Annotated in this window: 13 protein-coding genes and 2 pseudogenes; 1 reads left to right on the top strand and 14 read right to left on the bottom strand. The window is 71.3% G+C overall.

Features of this window, described 5'->3' with window-relative positions; genetic code table 11:
- The first annotated feature begins 36 nt into the window (after nucleotides 1–36).
- On the top strand, nucleotides 37–834 hold the full coding sequence (locus AMY39116_RS0317280; RefSeq protein ID WP_020418884.1) for an IclR family transcriptional regulator C-terminal domain-containing protein: 798 nt from the start codon (nucleotides 37–39) through the stop codon (nucleotides 832–834).
- Nucleotides 835–870: 36 nt separating this feature from the next.
- Here the strand turns inward: AMY39116_RS0317280 and AMY39116_RS0317275 are convergent, their stop codons facing one another.
- The 14 genes and pseudogenes from AMY39116_RS0317275 to AMY39116_RS0317215 all read right to left on the bottom strand — a co-directional run bounded on the left by AMY39116_RS0317275 (nucleotide 871) and on the right by AMY39116_RS0317215 (nucleotide 15,473).
- Nucleotides 871–1,245 (bottom strand): VOC family protein, encoded by a 375-nt coding sequence (locus AMY39116_RS0317275; RefSeq protein WP_020418883.1) that lies wholly within the window; start codon nucleotides 1,243–1,245, stop codon nucleotides 871–873.
- Between the two features lie 134 nt (nucleotides 1,246–1,379).
- Nucleotides 1,380–1,739: a hypothetical protein gene (locus AMY39116_RS0317270; RefSeq protein ID WP_020418882.1), complete on the bottom strand. Its 360-nt coding sequence runs from the start codon at nucleotides 1,737–1,739 to the stop codon at nucleotides 1,380–1,382.
- The gene (locus AMY39116_RS0317265; protein ID WP_020418881.1) at nucleotides 1,736–2,596 is read right to left on the bottom strand and encodes an extradiol ring-cleavage dioxygenase; all 861 of its coding nucleotides are present in this window, start codon (nucleotides 2,594–2,596) and stop codon (nucleotides 1,736–1,738) included. The genes AMY39116_RS0317270 and AMY39116_RS0317265 overlap by 4 nt, the downstream gene beginning before the upstream one ends.
- Nucleotides 2,589–3,383, bottom strand: coding sequence for a citryl-CoA lyase (locus AMY39116_RS0317260; RefSeq protein WP_020418880.1), 795 nt, complete (start codon nucleotides 3,381–3,383; stop codon nucleotides 2,589–2,591). Before AMY39116_RS0317260 ends, AMY39116_RS0317265 begins: the two co-directional genes overlap by 8 nt.
- Nucleotides 3,376–4,518 (bottom strand): CaiB/BaiF CoA-transferase family protein, encoded by a 1,143-nt coding sequence (locus tag AMY39116_RS0317255; RefSeq protein ID WP_039791590.1) that lies wholly within the window; start codon nucleotides 4,516–4,518, stop codon nucleotides 3,376–3,378. The genes AMY39116_RS0317260 and AMY39116_RS0317255 overlap by 8 nt, the downstream gene beginning before the upstream one ends.
- 5 nt (nucleotides 4,519–4,523) lie before the next feature.
- Nucleotides 4,524–5,963, bottom strand: coding sequence for an amidohydrolase family protein (locus AMY39116_RS0317250; protein WP_020418878.1), 1,440 nt, complete (start codon nucleotides 5,961–5,963; stop codon nucleotides 4,524–4,526).
- Nucleotides 5,964–5,966: 3 nt separating this feature from the next.
- Nucleotides 5,967–6,476: a DoxX family protein gene (locus tag AMY39116_RS0317245; protein ID WP_020418877.1), complete on the bottom strand. Its 510-nt coding sequence runs from the start codon at nucleotides 6,474–6,476 to the stop codon at nucleotides 5,967–5,969.
- A 177-nt stretch (nucleotides 6,477–6,653) separates the two neighbouring features.
- Nucleotides 6,654–7,357: pseudogene (locus AMY39116_RS43060) on the bottom strand (restriction endonuclease); the annotation flags it as partial.
- Between the two features lie 88 nt (nucleotides 7,358–7,445).
- Nucleotides 7,446–8,735 (bottom strand): NAD(P)/FAD-dependent oxidoreductase, encoded by a 1,290-nt coding sequence (locus AMY39116_RS0317235; RefSeq protein WP_020418876.1) that lies wholly within the window; start codon nucleotides 8,733–8,735, stop codon nucleotides 7,446–7,448.
- Between the two features lie 18 nt (nucleotides 8,736–8,753).
- Entirely contained in the window at nucleotides 8,754–9,548 is a 795-nt protein-coding gene (locus AMY39116_RS0317230; protein WP_020418875.1) for an SDR family NAD(P)-dependent oxidoreductase, read from the bottom strand.
- Between the two features lie 39 nt (nucleotides 9,549–9,587).
- Complete coding sequence (locus AMY39116_RS0317225) at nucleotides 9,588–9,989, bottom strand: DUF1203 domain-containing protein (protein WP_235716157.1); 402 nt, start codon at nucleotides 9,987–9,989, stop codon at nucleotides 9,588–9,590.
- A gap of 135 nt (nucleotides 9,990–10,124) precedes the next feature.
- Nucleotides 10,125–10,349 (bottom strand): LamG-like jellyroll fold domain-containing protein, encoded by a 225-nt coding sequence (locus AMY39116_RS48140; RefSeq protein ID WP_369794323.1) that lies wholly within the window; start codon nucleotides 10,347–10,349, stop codon nucleotides 10,125–10,127.
- A 646-nt stretch (nucleotides 10,350–10,995) separates the two neighbouring features.
- Nucleotides 10,996–12,567: pseudogene (locus tag AMY39116_RS48135) on the bottom strand (beta-L-arabinofuranosidase domain-containing protein); the annotation flags it as partial.
- Nucleotides 12,564–15,473, bottom strand: coding sequence for a glycosyl hydrolase (locus tag AMY39116_RS0317215; RefSeq protein WP_020418873.1), 2,910 nt, complete (start codon nucleotides 15,471–15,473; stop codon nucleotides 12,564–12,566). The pseudogene AMY39116_RS48135 and the gene AMY39116_RS0317215, both read right to left, overlap by 4 nt.
- Nucleotides 15,474–15,526 lie beyond the last annotated feature (53 nt).

Genomic DNA, 15,526 nt, shown 5'->3' with positions numbered 1-15,526 from the left:
TCCGCGACGCGGGGCCGTGGCGGCTAACCTGCTGGTATGCGTCGAGACGGCAATCCGGACTTCATCGAGGCCCTGGCCCGCGGCCTGGACGTCCTGTGCGCCTTCCGGCCCGGCCGCCCGGTGATGACGCTGTCCGAGGTCGCCACCGCGACCGGGCTGGCCCGCCCGACAGCGCGGCGCATCCTCATCACCCTCGAACAGCTCGGTTACGTGCGCGGCGGCGAGCGCGGCTTCTCGCTCACCCCGCGCGTGCTCGACCTCGGCATGGCCTACATCGGTTCGGCGAACCTGTGGGACCTCGCCCGCCCGCACCTGGAGGACCTGGTCGCCCGGACGAACGAGTCGTGCTCGATCGCGCAGCTCGACGGGTCCGACATCGTGTACGTGGCGCGGGTGGCGGTGCCGAAGCTGGTCGCGCTGGCCGTCACGATCGGCACGCGGTTCCCTGCCGTGCAGACGTCGCTGGGCAAGGTCCTGCTCGCCGCGCTGACGCCGGACGAGCTGGACCGGGTGCTGGCCGAGCCGAGCCGGTCCGGCGTCGAACCCCGCTGGCAGCCGGGCCGCGACGAGATCGACGCCCTGCTGCGCGACGTGCGCACGAAGGGCTGGGCGGCCACCGATCAGCAGCTGGCGCTGGGCATCCGCTCGGTGGCGGCGCCCATCCGCGACGGGGACGGCCGGGTGGTGGCCGCGGTCAACGTGAACGCGCACGCCGCCGAGACGACGATGGACACGCTGATCGGCCACCACCTGCCGCTGCTGCTGAAGACGGCGGGCGCGATCGGCTCCGACTGGGACGCCTGGCACGCCCGCCCCATCAAGACGGTTTCCTAGGCGACGTTCGCCGAGCGAGCCGCCACAGCACATCCACTACAGGTAGGGCCGCGTGATCAGCTCGATCGCGTGCCCCGCGGGGTCCTTGAAGTAGACCCCACGGCCGCCGTGCCCGTGGTTGATCTCGCCGGGCCGCGTGGTCTGCGGATCCGCCCAGTGCTCGATGCCCCGCTCGACGAGCCGCGCGTAGGCGCGGTCGAACAGCTCGTCGTCGACGAGGAAGGCGTAGTGCTGCATCTGGATATCGACCGGCGGTTCGGCGAACTGCAGCAGCACGCCCCCGTCGAGCATGACGTTGACGAACGGCCCCCACGACGGGGCCTCGGCGACTTCCAGCATTTCACGGAAGAAGCGGGCCGACTCGTGGCGGTCCTTGGCGGCGATGATGGTGTGGTTGAAGGTGACGGTCAAGGAAGTCCTTTCGATCGGTTGGGTGGACAGCGCGGAAGCGGATGCTCCCGGCGGTCCACGCGCGCCGATCAGACCGTCACCGGATCGCCTTCCCGTGTGTGGCGCGAGGCCGTTCCGGTGATCACGCCGTCAGCCTACGTGGTGATGTCCGGATATGGCAACGAGAAGTGCGCCAGCCGCCGCGCGTACTCCTTCTGGAACTCCAGCGGCCCGTGGTCCCGCTCGAACATCCCGATGAACAGCGTCAGCGTCAGGAACGGGTGCGCGCCCAGCTCGAAGAGCTTCACGTAGTCGTGCCCGGCCAGCGCCGCGCGCTCCTCCTCCTCGAACGCCAGCCACGTCGAGGATTCGGCGCCCACGCAGTTCAGGATCCGGTTCGCCTGCGTCTCCTCCCACCACTCGACCGTCCCGGCCGGGTCCTCGCGGTAGCGCTCGACCAGCTCCGGGTCGCGGTCGACGGTGAACAGGAACTTGTCCAGCAGGTACTTGCTCACCGCGGACCTCCCGGGTACCAGGTGAAGTAGGCCTCCATCGTGTGGAACAGGTCGTAGGTGTCGACGTAGTCGACCCGCTGCCCCTCCCCCGCCACACCCATCATCAGCATGAAGTCCATGAACCCGTGCGTGGCGTTGCCGGGCAGGTGCAGGCTTTCCAGCGTGACCTCGCCCAGGCACTTCTCGATGTCGCCGTTGGCGATCCAGTCGACGGCCTTGCGGTCGAACTCCGGATCCGGCCCGTGCGGCCCGAACTGCCGCGGACCGCCCAGTTCGAGCGAGAGGTGCCCGGTGCCGATGACGGCGACCCGCTGGTCCGACGGCCACGACTCGATCAGCTGCCGGATCGTCCGTCCCAGTTGGACGAACCGCTTCGGCTGCGGCAGCGGCGGCGCGAAGATGTTGGTGTAGATCGGGACGATCGGCAGGTCGTTCTGCGGCCGCAGCGTGATGATCGGGCACGTGATCGAGTGGTCGATGCGCAGTTCGTTGGAGAACGCGAGGTCGAAACCGGCGTCGAGACCTTCCCGCAGCACGTACGCGGACAGGTCCTCCTGCCCCTTCAACAGCATCCGCGGCAGCCCGAACTCGCGTTCCTCGTTGTAGAAGTTCGCGTCGTAGAAGGGCGCCTTGCCGACCAGGAACTGCGGCATGTTGTCCAGCCACAGCTGGTGGAAGTGGTCCGAGCCGACCATCACGAGCACGTCCGGCCGGGCCCGGGTCAGGGTCTCGCGGAACGCCTCGACCTTGCGGACCCACTCGTCCGCGAAGTCCGGGCGGTCCGCGCCGGTGGCCGTGCTGGCCCGGTAGTAGAACGGGTGGTGCGTGGACGCGATCACCGCGACCAGTTCAGCCATGGTTGCCTCCTGCCGGTGGGACGGGCCGGTTGTTGAGGTCGACGGACAGGAAGATCTCGTTCGCGACGGGCGTGCGCAGTTCCTCGGCGAGCTGCCCGATGAGCCCCGCGGCGCGGGCCAGCAGGGCGAACCCACGCAGCAGTTCCAGCGGCAGCCCGAGGTCGGCCAGCGCCGCGCCGCACGCGCCGGCTCCGTTGAGCGGCAACGTCTTCCCGAGCACCTGCGGGTGCACGCGCCCGATGGCCTCGAACAACGCGAGGTGCGGCCCGAACTTGCCCTCCTCGCGGGCGATCTCGAACAGCCGCGGGGTGCGGGGATCGCCGTTCTTGTGGACGTGGTGGCCGAGCCCCGGGATGAACCGGCCCGCCGCACGCTCGGCCCGCACGATCTCCAGCGCCAGCTCGTCGTCGACCGGCCGGTCTGTTGTGGACAGTGCGTGGTGCAGGAACCGGCCGCAATCCTCGGTCACGCCGAGGAACCGGGAGCCGCCGCCGAGCAGTCCGGCGGCCAGCGCGCCCTGGATCGAATCGGGCGCCGACAGATACGTCAGCCGCGTCACGATCGCGGTCGGGGTGAACCCGTGATCGGCCAGCGCGGCGAGCACGGCCTCGAACACCCGCGTCTCGCCCTTGCTGGGCCGCCGCTGGGTGGCCAGCCAGAACGCCAGCTCGCCGAAGCCGACCTCGCCCATCACGTCCCGCGCCAGGTCCTGGCCCAGCAACGTGATCTTCTCCAGCGACGACGCACCCAGTGCTGTGGGGTACTGGGCTGGCGCATACTCAGGCACCTTCCTCCTCCAGCCACTTGCGGATCTCCGCGCCGTGCTCGTCCAGCTCCGGCGGCGGCAGGCGGTAGGACACCGGGGTCCGCGAGAACCGGATCGGGTGCCGTGTCGTGGGGATGCCGCCGACCGTCACGACCGGGTCCAGCTCGAACCGCTCGGCCATCGCGAACCCGCCGTCGATGGTGTTGATCGGCCCGCACGGCACCCCGGCCGCCACCAGCAGGTCGAACCATTCCACCGCGCCACGGTGCTTGAGCCGGTCCACGAGGATCGGCCGCAGCTCCTCGCGGTTGGCGGTGCGGTCGGCGTTGCGGGCGAACCTCTCGTCCTCCGCGATCTCCGGGATGCCCAGGACCTGGCAGAGCTTGACGAACTGCGCGTCGTTGCCCGCCGCCACGATCAGGTCGTTGTCCGCCGTCGGCAGCGGTTCGTACGGGAACACGCTCGGGTGCGCGTTGCCCATCCGGTACGGCACGGTGCCGCCCGCCACGTACGCGGAACTGTGGTTGACCAGCCCGGTCAGCGCCGAGGACAACAGGTTCACCTCGACGTGCTGTCCCTGCCCGGTCGCCTCCCGGTGTCGCAGCGCCGCCAGGATCCCGATCACCGCGTGGTTGCCCGCCATCACGTCGAACACCGAGATGCCCGCCCGGTACGGCGGCCCGTCCGGATCGCCGGTCAGCGACATCAGACCGGAGATCGCCTGCACCATCAGGTCGTAACCCGGCACGTCCCGGCCGGCGCCGGAGCCGAAGCCGCTGATCGAGGCGTAGACGATGCCCGGGTTGCCCTGCCGCACGGCCTCGAAGTCCAGGCCGTACTTGCCCAGCCCGCCCGGCTTGAAGTTCTCGATCAGCACGTCGGCCCGGCGCGCCAGCTCCCGCGCCACGCCGGCGTCCGCCTCGTCGCGAAGGTCCAGCGCGATCGACCGCTTGCCCCGGTTGATGCCCAGGTAATAAGTCGACACGCCGTCACGAACCGGCGGCATCCACGAGCGCGTGTCGTCCCCGGCCGGGCCCTCCACCTTGACCACGTCCGCGCCCAGGTCGGCGAGGAGCATGGTGGCGTACGGGCCCGCCAGGATCCGGGAGAAGTCCGCGATCAGGACACCCGAGAGCGGGCCGCTGTTCGGACTCATGTCCGTCATGCGTCCGCGTGCTGCACGGCGACGCCGTCGCCCGTGTAGTCCGTGTAGGTGTAGGGATTGGGGATCACCTCGGTCGCCGGGATCTCCGGCTCGCGGGCCTGCTGCCACGCCTCCTCGCCCATGGTGGACCGCGCGTAGGACACGGTCGCCTCGACCGCGGCCCGTGCCCGGTCCAGGCCCGGGACGACGAGCTGGTGGTCGCGTTTGACGACGGTCCCGTTGACCAGCACGGTGTGCACGTCGCCGCGCCCGGCCTGGTAGACGACGTGTCCGTAGGGGTGCAGGACGGGGAACATCACCGGTGAGCGGTCGTTCTTGATGAGCACGACGTCGGCCTTCTTGCCCGGGGTGAGCGAGCCGATCCGGTCGTCCAGGCCGAGGGCGCGGGCGCCGCCGATGGTGGCCCACTCGACGACGTCGCGGGCGCGGAGTTTGTTGTGCACCACGGTTTCGCCCGCCGCGTGGGCTTCGAGGTGCTCGCGCGACCGGTCCGCGGACAGCGTCGCGCGCATGGCGGAGAACAGGTCGCCGCTCCACCACACGCTGGTGTCCATCGACAGGGACACCGGGATGCCGTGCCTGCGCAGCTGCCAGGTGGGCGGGTAGCCCTGGCCGGCGCTCTGCTCGCTCTCGGTGGAGACCGACGCGGTGCCGCCGGAGGCCGCGATGCGCTGGTAGGAGTCCTCGCTCAGGGTCGCCGCGTGCACGTAGGTGACGCCGGGCGTGCAGAAGCCGTTGTCCCACATGAGGCGGATGCCGTCGTCGCCGGTGGCGCCCCAGACGCCGGCGTGCGTGGTGACGCGCAGGTCGAGTTCGCGGGCGGCCTCGAAGGCGCCCTTCTCGGGGAACGCCGCGTCGCCGGTGACGTCGAAGGCCAGCTGCATGCCGAGCATGTCGTCGCGGGAGGTGAAGTGGCGGTCGACGAACGCGCGGAACTCCGTGGAGTTGGCCCATTCCCAGGGCGCGCCGAGGAGGTTGCCGTAGGCGAGGACGAAGCGGCCGGGCACCGCGCGCAGGGCCTCGACGGCGGCGTCCCCGTGTTCTGGGGTCTGCAGGCCGTGGGACCAGTCGACGGTGGTGGTGACGCCGGCGTCGAGTGCCTCGATGGCGGACAGCAGGTTGCCTGCGTGGATGTCCTCGGGGCGGAAGATCTTGCCCCAGTTCAGGTAGTAGAAGACGAAGTACTGGGACAGGGTCCAGTCGGCGCCGAGGCCGCGCAGGGCGGTCTGCCACATGTGCCGGTGGGTGTCGACCATGCCGGGCAGGAGGATGCCGCCTCGCGCGTCGACGACGGTTGTTCCGGGCGGTGCTTCCAGGTTGTGCCCGACCTGCTCGATGCGGTCGCCGCGGACGAGGAGGTCGCCGCCGTCGAGGTCGCCGATCGCCGGGTCCATGGACAGGATCGTGGCGTCGCGGAACAGGATGGGGCCGGTCATGGGTCACCTCGTGGTGGTCGTGGCCCGCGCGCGCAGCACGCGGGCGCGGGCGGTGAGGGGGACGGCGGCGGCGAGCAGCCCGAGCGCGAGCGCGCCGAGGCCCCACCACGGGCCGAAGTGCAGGTTCAGGGCGTGGTCCAGGGACCAGGCGCCGGGACCGGTGAACGCGAGGACGAGGGCGAGCGCGCCGTAGCAGAAGGGCACCTCGCAGCCGCCCCGCTGCGCCCAGAAGCCGTTGGGAGCGGTGGCGACCGCGGCGACGGCCATGGTCCCGATGATCACCGCGGCGCCGCCGGGGGTGAGCAGCCCCAGCGCGAAGCTCCCGGCGCCCGCGAGCTCGGCCAGTGCCGCGACGACGACGAGCCGGCGCCCCGGGACGAAGCCCCACTGTTCGAAGACCTGGGCGGTGCCCGCGCGGCCGGCGCCGTGGAACCAGCCCAGCAGCTTCTGCGTGCTGTGGCCGAACAGCAGCGCGGCGAGTAGGAGCCGCAGCAGCGCCAGACCGAGGTCCATCACCGCACCTCTTCACTTTCGGACCAGTGTCCGCCTGACGGACAGCTTGGTCCCGGGTGGCGCGGAAGTCAAGGGCGCGGGCGTCAACGGGTTGGAGGGCGTGCACATTCAGGCACACCGGCATTCGCGCGGATGCGCGCAGCGGGGAACCGCCGCGGGGAGGCGCTTGCGAACGCCTCAGGCCTGCAGGGGAACCGGACTGGCGCCGGCGCCCGGCTCCACAACCGCCACAGGGCGGCCCAGATACCGGCGCACCGTCGTCCGCAGATGGTCCGCGTGCTGGTAGATGTCCTCGGACGATTCGATGGGAATGCGCGTCTCGACCTTGTTCTCGTCGAACACGCCGAGGTACTTCTGGCTGCGGTTGAACCAGAGCCGCGCGACGGGCTTGCGGTTGTTGTCGTCGAGCAGGACGCCTGCTCGTTGAGGAACTGCCGCATGGCCTTGTCGACCAACGGCACGAACTGGTCGCGGACCCGCTGAGTGAAGGAGCCGTCGTAGACCCGGGTGGTCAGGAAACGCACCCATTCGTCCTCCGGCTGTTTGAACTGAGCCGCCAACACGCGCTTCAACTGGCCGATGTACTTCAATTCACCGGCGGCGCTGATGACCGATTCGAGGTTGAAGGAGTCCTTCGCCAGCTTGGCGAGCTCCGGCAGGAGGGTCTCGTCGATGTCCGAGAAGTTCAGCACCAGGAAGGGCTTGGAGTCCATGTGGTTGGGCGCGTCGAGGTCGGTGTAGAACTCGTAGACCTCACCGTTGGTCAGAATGGCGATCCGCGCGTTCGTGACCGCGAAGTACCGGAAGAGCTGCGGTGCGTGCTCGATGCGCAAGGGATCGTTGATCTTCTTGGCCTCGATGAGCACCTGGACCTGACCATTGGCCTCCACCAGCACTTTGATGGTCCGGTTTGCCGGTGCCCGCAATCCCAGTCGACCGGGACCGAGTCCCAGAGTCCAAAGAAGACGGTCAACGCACCTGCGACGTCTCCAGCGGCACCTCGTCCGAGCGCACCAGCCCGAGCTGCACCGTCTGGCGGCCGATCGTCGCGTCCAGCGCCCAGTCCACCGCGGTCCGGATGCGGTTTCCCGGCATCGCCATCAGGTGGTAGCCGCGTGTCACCGCCTTCGCCGGCAGGCCGGACAGCGGGACGTGCAACGGGTTGGCCGCCGCCTGGGCGCCGCCCAGGTCGACCACGAAACCGAGGTCGTGGTGCTTGTACTGGCGCACCTCGCCGTACCCGAGGGTCGCCGCCACGTTGAGCCCGGCCAGGGTGCCCTGCCGCGTGGCGTGCTGGGCCGTCATCGCCGTCACCTCGCCCGGCCGGGTCAGGTCCGGCACTGCCGCGGCGTCGCCGCAGGCGAACACGTCCGGGTGGCCGGGCACGACCAGCGTGGGCTCGACGCAGAGCCGCCCCCGCTGGGTCGCGACACCCGCGGACTCCACCAGCGGGTCGGGGCGCACACCGACGCACCACGCGAGCGTCCGGGTGGGCACGAAATCACCGGTCGTCAACAGGACGCCGTCGGTCGTGGCCTCCTTCACTGACGTCTCCGTCATGATCTCCACGCCCCGCCGCCGCAGCACCCGGTCCGCGGCGCGCGACAGCCTGCGGTCCAGCTCGGGCAGCACCTTGGGCGCCAGGTCCAGCAGCAGCCACCGCATCCGCTGCCCGTCCAGCTCGCGGTGGTGCCGCGCGATGGCGCTGGTGAACAGCGGCCCCTGCGCGGCCACCTCGGTCCCGGTGTAACCGGCGCCGACCACGACGAAGGTGCAGCGCGCGTCCCGCTCCGCCGGGTCGTCCGCCGCGGCCGCCAGCTCGACCTGCCGGATCACGTGATCACGCAGGAACAACGCCTCCGACACGCTGCGGAACCCGTGCGCGTGCTCGGCGATGCCGGGGATCGGCAGCAGCTTGTTGACGCTGCCGACCGCGATGATCAGGCGGTCGTACTCGAGCCCGCGCGACGTGCCCTCCGGGTCCACGTACGTCAGCTTGCGGTCGTCCAGCGCCAGCGCCGTCACCTCGCCGAGCGCGAGCCGGATTCCGGGCAGCGCGGCGGGCAGCGACACAGTGACGCGCCGCGGGTCGATCACCGCCGCCGCGACCTCGGGCAGCAGCGGCAGGTACAGGAAGTAGTCGGTGCGGTTGACCAGCACGATCTCCGTGCCGGAATCCGGCGGGAGGGTCTTGAGCAGTGCACGGGCCGCCGAGAAGCCGGCGAAACCACCGCCGACGATCACGATGCGCTTGGTCATGACGCCTCCCCCGTCCGGTCAGGGCACGATCGAATCCACGTATCCGCCGTCCACGCGCACTGCCGCCCCGGTCGTCGCCGACGCCTGCGGCGAGCTGAGGTAGACCACCATGTTCGCGATCTCCTCCGGCTCGATCAGGCGCTGCAGCAACGACTGCGGCCGGTGCACGCGCATGAACTCCTTCTGCGCCTCGTCCCACGGCAGGTCGCGGTCGACGAGCTGGTACACGAAGTCCTCCACGCCGCCGGTGTGCGTCGGCCCGGCGATCACGGCGTTCACGGTCACCCCGGTGCCCGCGGCGGCCTTCGCGAATCCGCGGGAAACGCCCAGCAGCGCCGTTTTCGACATGCCGTAGTGGATCATCTCGGCCGGGATGACGATCGCCGAGTCGCTCGCGATGTACTGGACGCGGCCCCAGCCCCGCTCGGTCATGCCGGGCAGGTAGGCGCGGGTGAGCCGAACCGCGGCGAGCACGTTCACCTCGAAGTACCGGCGCCACTCGTCGTCGCTGATCTCCAACGGATCGGCGGACCCGAAGATGCCCAGGTTGTTGACCAGGATGTCGGCGCGCGGCAGCTGGTCCAGCGCGTCGCGCGCGCCCTGCTCGCTCGCGATGTCGGCGACCACCGGCACCACCTGGGCGTCAGGCACCTCGGCGGTCAGCTGCTCGATCGCCTTCGTCACCTTGTCCGCGCTGCGGCCGTTGACGGCGACCCGGGCGCCCGCCCGCGCCAGCCCGAGCGCGATCGCCGTGCCGATGCCCTGCGTCGAACCGGTGACCAGTGCCGTCTTCCCGCTCAGATCGAGACGCATGCAGCGATGGTATGGGCGGCGGGCCGGGGCCGCAGGGCTTCACCCGGCGGTCGCGGCGAACATGAAGCAGCCGTAAGCGACGTTGCGGCTGTGCACCTCGACCACCCCGGGCGCGGCCAGCACCTCGCCGAGCGCGGCGACCGGGTCGGTGCCGTCGTGCACCGTCGTCGCGGGGTGGATCCAGCCGCGGTGGTCGTACGCGCGCAGCACCTGCGGCCGGCCCAGCCACTCCCGCGGGTACTCGTCCGTGCGCGCGGGCCCGCCGCAGTCCCTGGCGTGCACGAACACGGCGCCGATCTCGCGGTAGGGGCTCGCTTTCCCGGGCAGCCGCGGCTCGTACCCGAACAGCAGGCAGCGTTCACCCGTCCTGGCGTCGCGCAGGCAGCACCGCAGCGGTTCCCCGCCGTCGGCGTAGATTCGCTCGACCGGGCGACCCGACACGTCGAGTCCGCCGGCGCGCACGCAGTTCAGCTCGCCGGGGTCGATCGGGTGGACCCGGAACCGGACAGCAGCAGTGGTCATGGCACCAGCCTGGCCGCACGGGAACGGCCAGGCTGGCGGTTTTCCGACGTCGCGTCAGCTCGCCGCGGCCACCTCCCGGATCTCGGCGGCGGTCAGCTCGCGGCCGTACAGGCGGAAGTCCGCGACCGCGCCGTCCAGGTAGGGGTGTTTGACGTTCTGCGAGCGGCCCAGGTAGTTCAGCTGCGTCGCGCCGAGCAGCAGCGGGCTCATGCGGGGCGCCGGGTTCTCCCCGGTCAGCTCGCCGTCGAAGTACAGCCGGATCCGCTCGCCCAGCGTCACCGCGACGTGCGTCCACACCCCGGCGAAAGGGCACCGCGGCGTCAGCGAAGTCCTCGCCCTCCATGCCGGCCAGCTTCATCGCGAATCGGGCCCGACCGAGGCCGGTGCGCGGCGTGAGGAAGGCGTAGGACTGGGCGTTGAACCCGAGGTCGAACACGCGCGTGGAGTTCACTATGGTGTCGGCCCGCACCCACATCGCGATCGTCGCCGCGGTGAGGTTCGCGAACAGTCCGGCGGGCAGCCGCACGTGCGCGCCGGCGCCGTCGAGTTCCACGCCGCGATCGCCGAACACCGCGCCGCCGGCGAGCTCCGCGTCCGGCCACCGGCCGGTGCTCTCCCGCGCGTCGCGCAGCGGGAACACGGCGACCGTCCGCGGCGCGGGACGCGACGGCGGCAACGCGAAGTACACGCTGTAGTGCTCGTGGTGCACGTCCAGGAACGGGCTCAGCCGCAGCCGCCGGTCCCCGGCCTGCACGCTGAACTCCGCCCGCCCCGGCTCGCGCCGCAGCGACCGCGGGTCGACCGTGGGGATCACCGCGGGCACGGAGTCGCCGTGGCGGGCGGCGAGCACCAGCGGGCCGTAGGTGAGGGCGTGCACAGCGGGGTTGTCCGGCGCCGGCCGCCACTGAACGGTCATCGGCAGCCGCAGCTCCACCACGTCACCGTCGCGCCACCGCCGCCCCACCACGGCGAACCGGCCGGGCTCGGCGCGCATCGCCTCGCCGTTGACGAACAGCCTCGCGTGCGTCGCCCAAGACGGGATCCGCACCCGCAGCGCGAAAGCACCGGCGCCGGAAACGTGCAGCCGCACGGTTTCGTCGTAGGGGTACTCGGTCTCCAGTCGGATCCGGACACCGCCGTAGTCCACTTCGGACGGTATGAACTGGTTGACCCACAGCCCGTCGTCGGCGGCGTAGTAGATGTTCTCGGCGTACTTCACGTGCGTCTCCAGGCCGGTGCCGTGGTCGCAGGTGAAGTTGCCGTAGTCACTGGAGTACGTGCCGGGGTCCGACACCACGCCTTCCTTGCCCTTGCGCTGCGCGCCGGGGACGAGGCCGGTGTAGTAGGTGACGAACCCGTGCGCGGAGTCCGGGTCCTGCTCCCCCAGCATCTGGTTGAGCAGGGTCCACTCCGAGTAGTCCAGGTAGTCGGTGCGCGACGGATCCCGCAGGAACAGCAGACGGCTCAGCTTGAGCATGTTGTAGCTGTTGCAGTTCTCGCAGGTGTTCTCGCCGAGCTGGCTGACGATCTGGTCCGGCGGGCCGAAGAACTCGGCGTTGGCGTTGCCGCCGATGACGTAGGTGTGGTGGTGCACGACCTGGTCCCAGAAGTAGGTCGCGATCGTGCGGTAGTACTCCTCCCCGGTGGCGTCCCATTCGACCGCGGCGCCGACGATCTTGGCGATGTCGGTGTTGGCGTGCCGCCCGGCGAGCGTGTCCCGCCGCTGGGACAGCGGCACGAAGATCTCGTCGTGGTCGAACAGCTTCGCCGTCTCCAGGTGCTGCCGGTCGCCGGTGACCAGGGCGAGGCTCGCCAGGGTCTCGTTCATGCCGCCGAACTCGGTGTGCAGCACCTTCTGCTGCGCCTCGCGCGTCAGGTTCGCCATGCGGGCGCGGGCCCACCGCGCCATGCCGAGCAGCACGTCGAGCGCCTGCCGGTTGCCGAGCAGGCGGTACTGGTCGAGCAGCCCGGCCATGATCTTGTGGATCGTGTAGTAGGGCGCCCACACGACCTTGCCCGCTTCGAGATCGGCGAAGGCCCGCTCGGGGAACGCCGAAAGGTAGCCCTCGGTGAACCCGGCGGCGGGCGCGGCGGCCTGGCATTCGGCCAGCGCGGCGACGATGCTCGCACCCTTGGCGGCCAGCTCGGTGTCGCCGGTGTTGGCGGCCGCCAGCGCGAGACCGGACAGCAGGTGGCCAGTGGTGTGGCCGCGCAGCTGGATGTCGGGCGCCTCCCAGCCGCCACACGGTTCGGCCGTGCTGGGCAGGCCCGCGGTGACCCGGAACATGTGCAGCAGCCGGTCGGCGTCGACGAACCGCAGGTACGCGACGGTCCGCTCCATGTTCTGCCGGTAGCGCGAGTCGAGCAGGCGGACGCGGCCGAGTTCGAGCGGGCGCGGCCGGGCGGTGTCCGCGACCGCGGTGGCCGGTGGCAGCGCCGCGACCAGCCCCGCCGCCGCAGCCAGCCCGAAGACACCGCGCCGGGTGAAGGCCGTCATCGGAGCTCCTCCTGGCGGTACGGCACCAGCCGGGCGGGCCCGACCAGCCCGTAGGCCTGGCGGGTGGCGATGCCGAACACCGCGGGGTTGCTCACGCGCAGCCGGTTGAGCAGCGTCGTGGCGACCTCGACCTCGATGCTGTTGCGGCCGGGGCGCAACCACGGCCCGACGTCCACCACCGGGTCGAGCACATCGGCCGGCGGGAGGGCGCGGCCGTTGACCTTGACGCGGTAGGTGTCGAACACCTCGCCGAGTTCGAGGTAGGCGCCGAGGCCGGGACGCCACGAGCCGAGGTCGACCGTCGTGCGGTAGCGGCCGACACCGGAGACGTCCTGCAGTTCCGGGATCGCCGACCACGCGGCCAGGGCGGTCAGGCTGAGCCGGTGCGTCGTCTTGACCGTCTCGGTGGGCGTCGCGCCGGGCTGCCAGTCCTCGACCTCGAGGTCCCACGCGGTGAGCGGCACGGGCGCGGGCACCGCGTCCACGGTGGTGCGGACGACACGACCGGTGGACAACGTGGTCGAGTAGGCGCCGGCCGCGGTGGCGCGCAGGACCAGCTTGCCGCCGTCGAACCGGACGTCGCCGTCGGAGGCGGTGGCGTGCGGGGCGCGGTCGCTCGGGCCGAAGCCGATCAGCATCGACTGCCCCGGGTTGAGGGCGACCCGCACCCGCACCTTGTCTCCGGCGCGCTCGAACCGGCCGATGCGCTCGACGCGCCCCGTCCACGCGTCGAGCAGGTACGGCACCGCCGAGCGGTCGCGGGAGGTGAGCCAGACGTCCTGGTCCACGGCCGTGATCCGGCGGTTCTCGGCGTGCCGGGCATTGGCGACGTAGTAGTAGTCCACGCCGTCCTCGACCCGGTGCACGGTCATGATCGTCGACCGGTCGTACTCGACGTCGCGGGTCACGCCGAGGTCGGCGAGCGCGCCGGGAATGCCGTTGGCGTCCGCGGCCACCCGCACCCGCGGCAGGGCGGCGAGCTGGGCCAGCAGGGTCCGGAGCTGGTCGTTCTCGCCGGGCAGGGCGATGCCGGCCGCGTGCACGTCGGTCCAGCTGCCGACCACCACGATCGGCAGGCCGGCGCGGGCGAGGTCGAGCAACCGCCGCGCGGCGTGCACGGACAGGGTGTGTTCCTTGTTGCGGAAGATGTCGCCGTCGAGGACCAGCGCCTTGTACGCGGGACCGTCGGGGGCGAGGCGGCCGTCGCGCACGACCGCGCTGGGCAGGTCGAGCATCGCCTCGCTGAGGAAGCCGTGGGTCCAGCCGACCGGAATGCCGTCGTTGGTCGCCCACGGCGCGCCGATGCCGGTGGACGTCCAGCCCTTCTGCCGGAAGAACGCGATGTCGGTCTTCTGCACACCGGCGCGCAGCACCAGTTGCGTGCGGGCGAACCAGCCCGCGATGTCGGGCACGTGGCCCCACGTCGGCTGGCGGGGGCCCCACGCCTCGGCGTAGCCGATGCCGTTGCCGTTGTACGGCGAGAACGCCGCGAAGCCCGGCCACGCCGCGCCCGGCGCCGACGCGTAGGAGAACCCGTGCAGGACGGCCTGGTTGACGCCACCGGCGAAGACGCTGCCCATGGTCTGCAGCACCTTGTCCCAGGTCGTGCTGTAGGCGCCGTTGGCGTAGGCGGCGGACTCGCAGGACAGCAGCTGCCGCCCGCCCATGTCGCGGCCGGAGGCGAGCACGCGGTAGTCGTCGAGGTTCTTGAAGCCCAGCGACTCGCTCTCCGGCACGTCGAGCAGCGCGGCGCTGCGGATCGCGTCGGTGGGCAGGCCGTAGGGCTGCACGCGCAGGGTCATGCCGAGGCTGTGCGCGAAGTCGCGCAGCGGGAGCAAGTGGTTGTCGTGGTAGAGGTCGGACAGGACCTGGTTGTGGTCGTCGCGGACGTGGTTGGTCGTCTCGGCGTCGAAGGTGAACGGGTACTTCTCGTTGCGCTGCACGATGACCGGCAGGTACGGCAGCAGGTCGTAGCCGGCGCGGCGGCGGAACTCGGCGAGGTGATCGGGCGTCCAGGGGGTCGCCTCGGTCTCGATCTCCAGCGAGTCCTCGAACAGGTCGCCGCCGGTCTCGCGGAGCAGGCGGCGGATGGCCGGGGTGAGGATGACCGAGTTCCACACGTCGATCACGGCCTGCACGCCGGCGCGGCTGAAGTGGTCGACGACGTAGGACGCCGGCTCCGTGTGCGGGCCGGCTTCCGGTTGCTGCGCGGAGCCCCGCAACCAGTAGGCGATGACGGCCCAGGTGCCCTCGGGCGCGGTCCAGGTCTCGCCGTCGCCGAGGGTGCGGACGGTCGCGGGGTCGAGGGTGACGGTGGCGGCCGTGGTGGACCCGATGACCTTGGCGACCTGGACGGCGAGGAGGTCCTGCTTGTGCACGCCCTCCTCGGGCGGCTCGACGGCGGCCGGCGGCGGTCCGGAGTAGACGGTGCCGCCCTGCACGTAGGTCACGCCGTGGGCGAGTTCCTTGCAGGCGGCCGGGTCGTCGGGGGTGATGGTGGGGACGGCGGTCGGCCAGCACGGGCCGAGCGCCAGATCGACGCGCAGGTGGCGGTCCTTGGCGCGGCGCAGGGCGGTCTCCACGGCGGCGAGCCAGGCCGGGGTGCCCCAGCCATGGCCGGCGGGGTCGAGGTCGGCGCGGACGCTGTGGTGCACGTCCTGGATCTCGACGCCGCCGAAACCGGCGTCGGCGATCTGGTCGACCTCGCGGGCGATCTCGCCTAGGTCGACCAGGCCGTGCGGCCACCACCAGCGGAACTTGGCGGCCGTGTCGGTGCCGGGGGTGGCGAAGCGCTGCGCGAACGGTCTGCCGGGCGCGGCCAGCGCGGGCGGGATGGAGGGAAGCGCCGCGGCGAGCCCGAAGGCGGCGCTGGCGCCGAGGAAGGTGCGGCGGGTGAGTCTGGTCATGGGGCACTCCGGGGGTTGGGGATCGAAGGAGGCGCCGGTGCTGCCCCCGACGC

The organism is Amycolatopsis sp. ATCC 39116 (genome assembly GCF_000231075.2).
GTDB lineage: Bacteria > Actinomycetota > Actinomycetes > Mycobacteriales > Pseudonocardiaceae > Amycolatopsis_E > Amycolatopsis_E tucumanensis.
Note: the sequence above shows the minus strand (reverse complement) of the source record. Positions and strands in the feature narration are given on the sequence as shown.

Coding starts and splice junctions, on each gene's coding strand:
- AMY39116_RS0317280 (WP_020418884.1), top strand. CDS start 37: ATGCGTCGAGACGGCAATCCGGACTTCATCGAGGCCCTGGCCCGCGGC.
- AMY39116_RS0317265 (WP_020418881.1), bottom strand. CDS start 2,596: ATGGCTGAACTGGTCGCGGTGATCGCGTCCACGCACCACCCGTTCTAC.
- AMY39116_RS0317255 (WP_039791590.1), bottom strand. CDS start 4,518: ATGAGTCCGAACAGCGGCCCGCTCTCGGGTGTCCTGATCGCGGACTTC.
- AMY39116_RS0317250 (WP_020418878.1), bottom strand. CDS start 5,963: ATGACCGGCCCCATCCTGTTCCGCGACGCCACGATCCTGTCCATGGAC.
- AMY39116_RS0317245 (WP_020418877.1), bottom strand. CDS start 6,476: ATGGACCTCGGTCTGGCGCTGCTGCGGCTCCTACTCGCCGCGCTGCTG.
- AMY39116_RS0317235 (WP_020418876.1), bottom strand. CDS start 8,735: ATGACCAAGCGCATCGTGATCGTCGGCGGTGGTTTCGCCGGCTTCTCG.
- AMY39116_RS0317230 (WP_020418875.1), bottom strand. CDS start 9,548: ATGCGTCTCGATCTGAGCGGGAAGACGGCACTGGTCACCGGTTCGACG.
- AMY39116_RS0317215 (WP_020418873.1), bottom strand. CDS start 15,473: ATGACCAGACTCACCCGCCGCACCTTCCTCGGCGCCAGCGCCGCCTTC.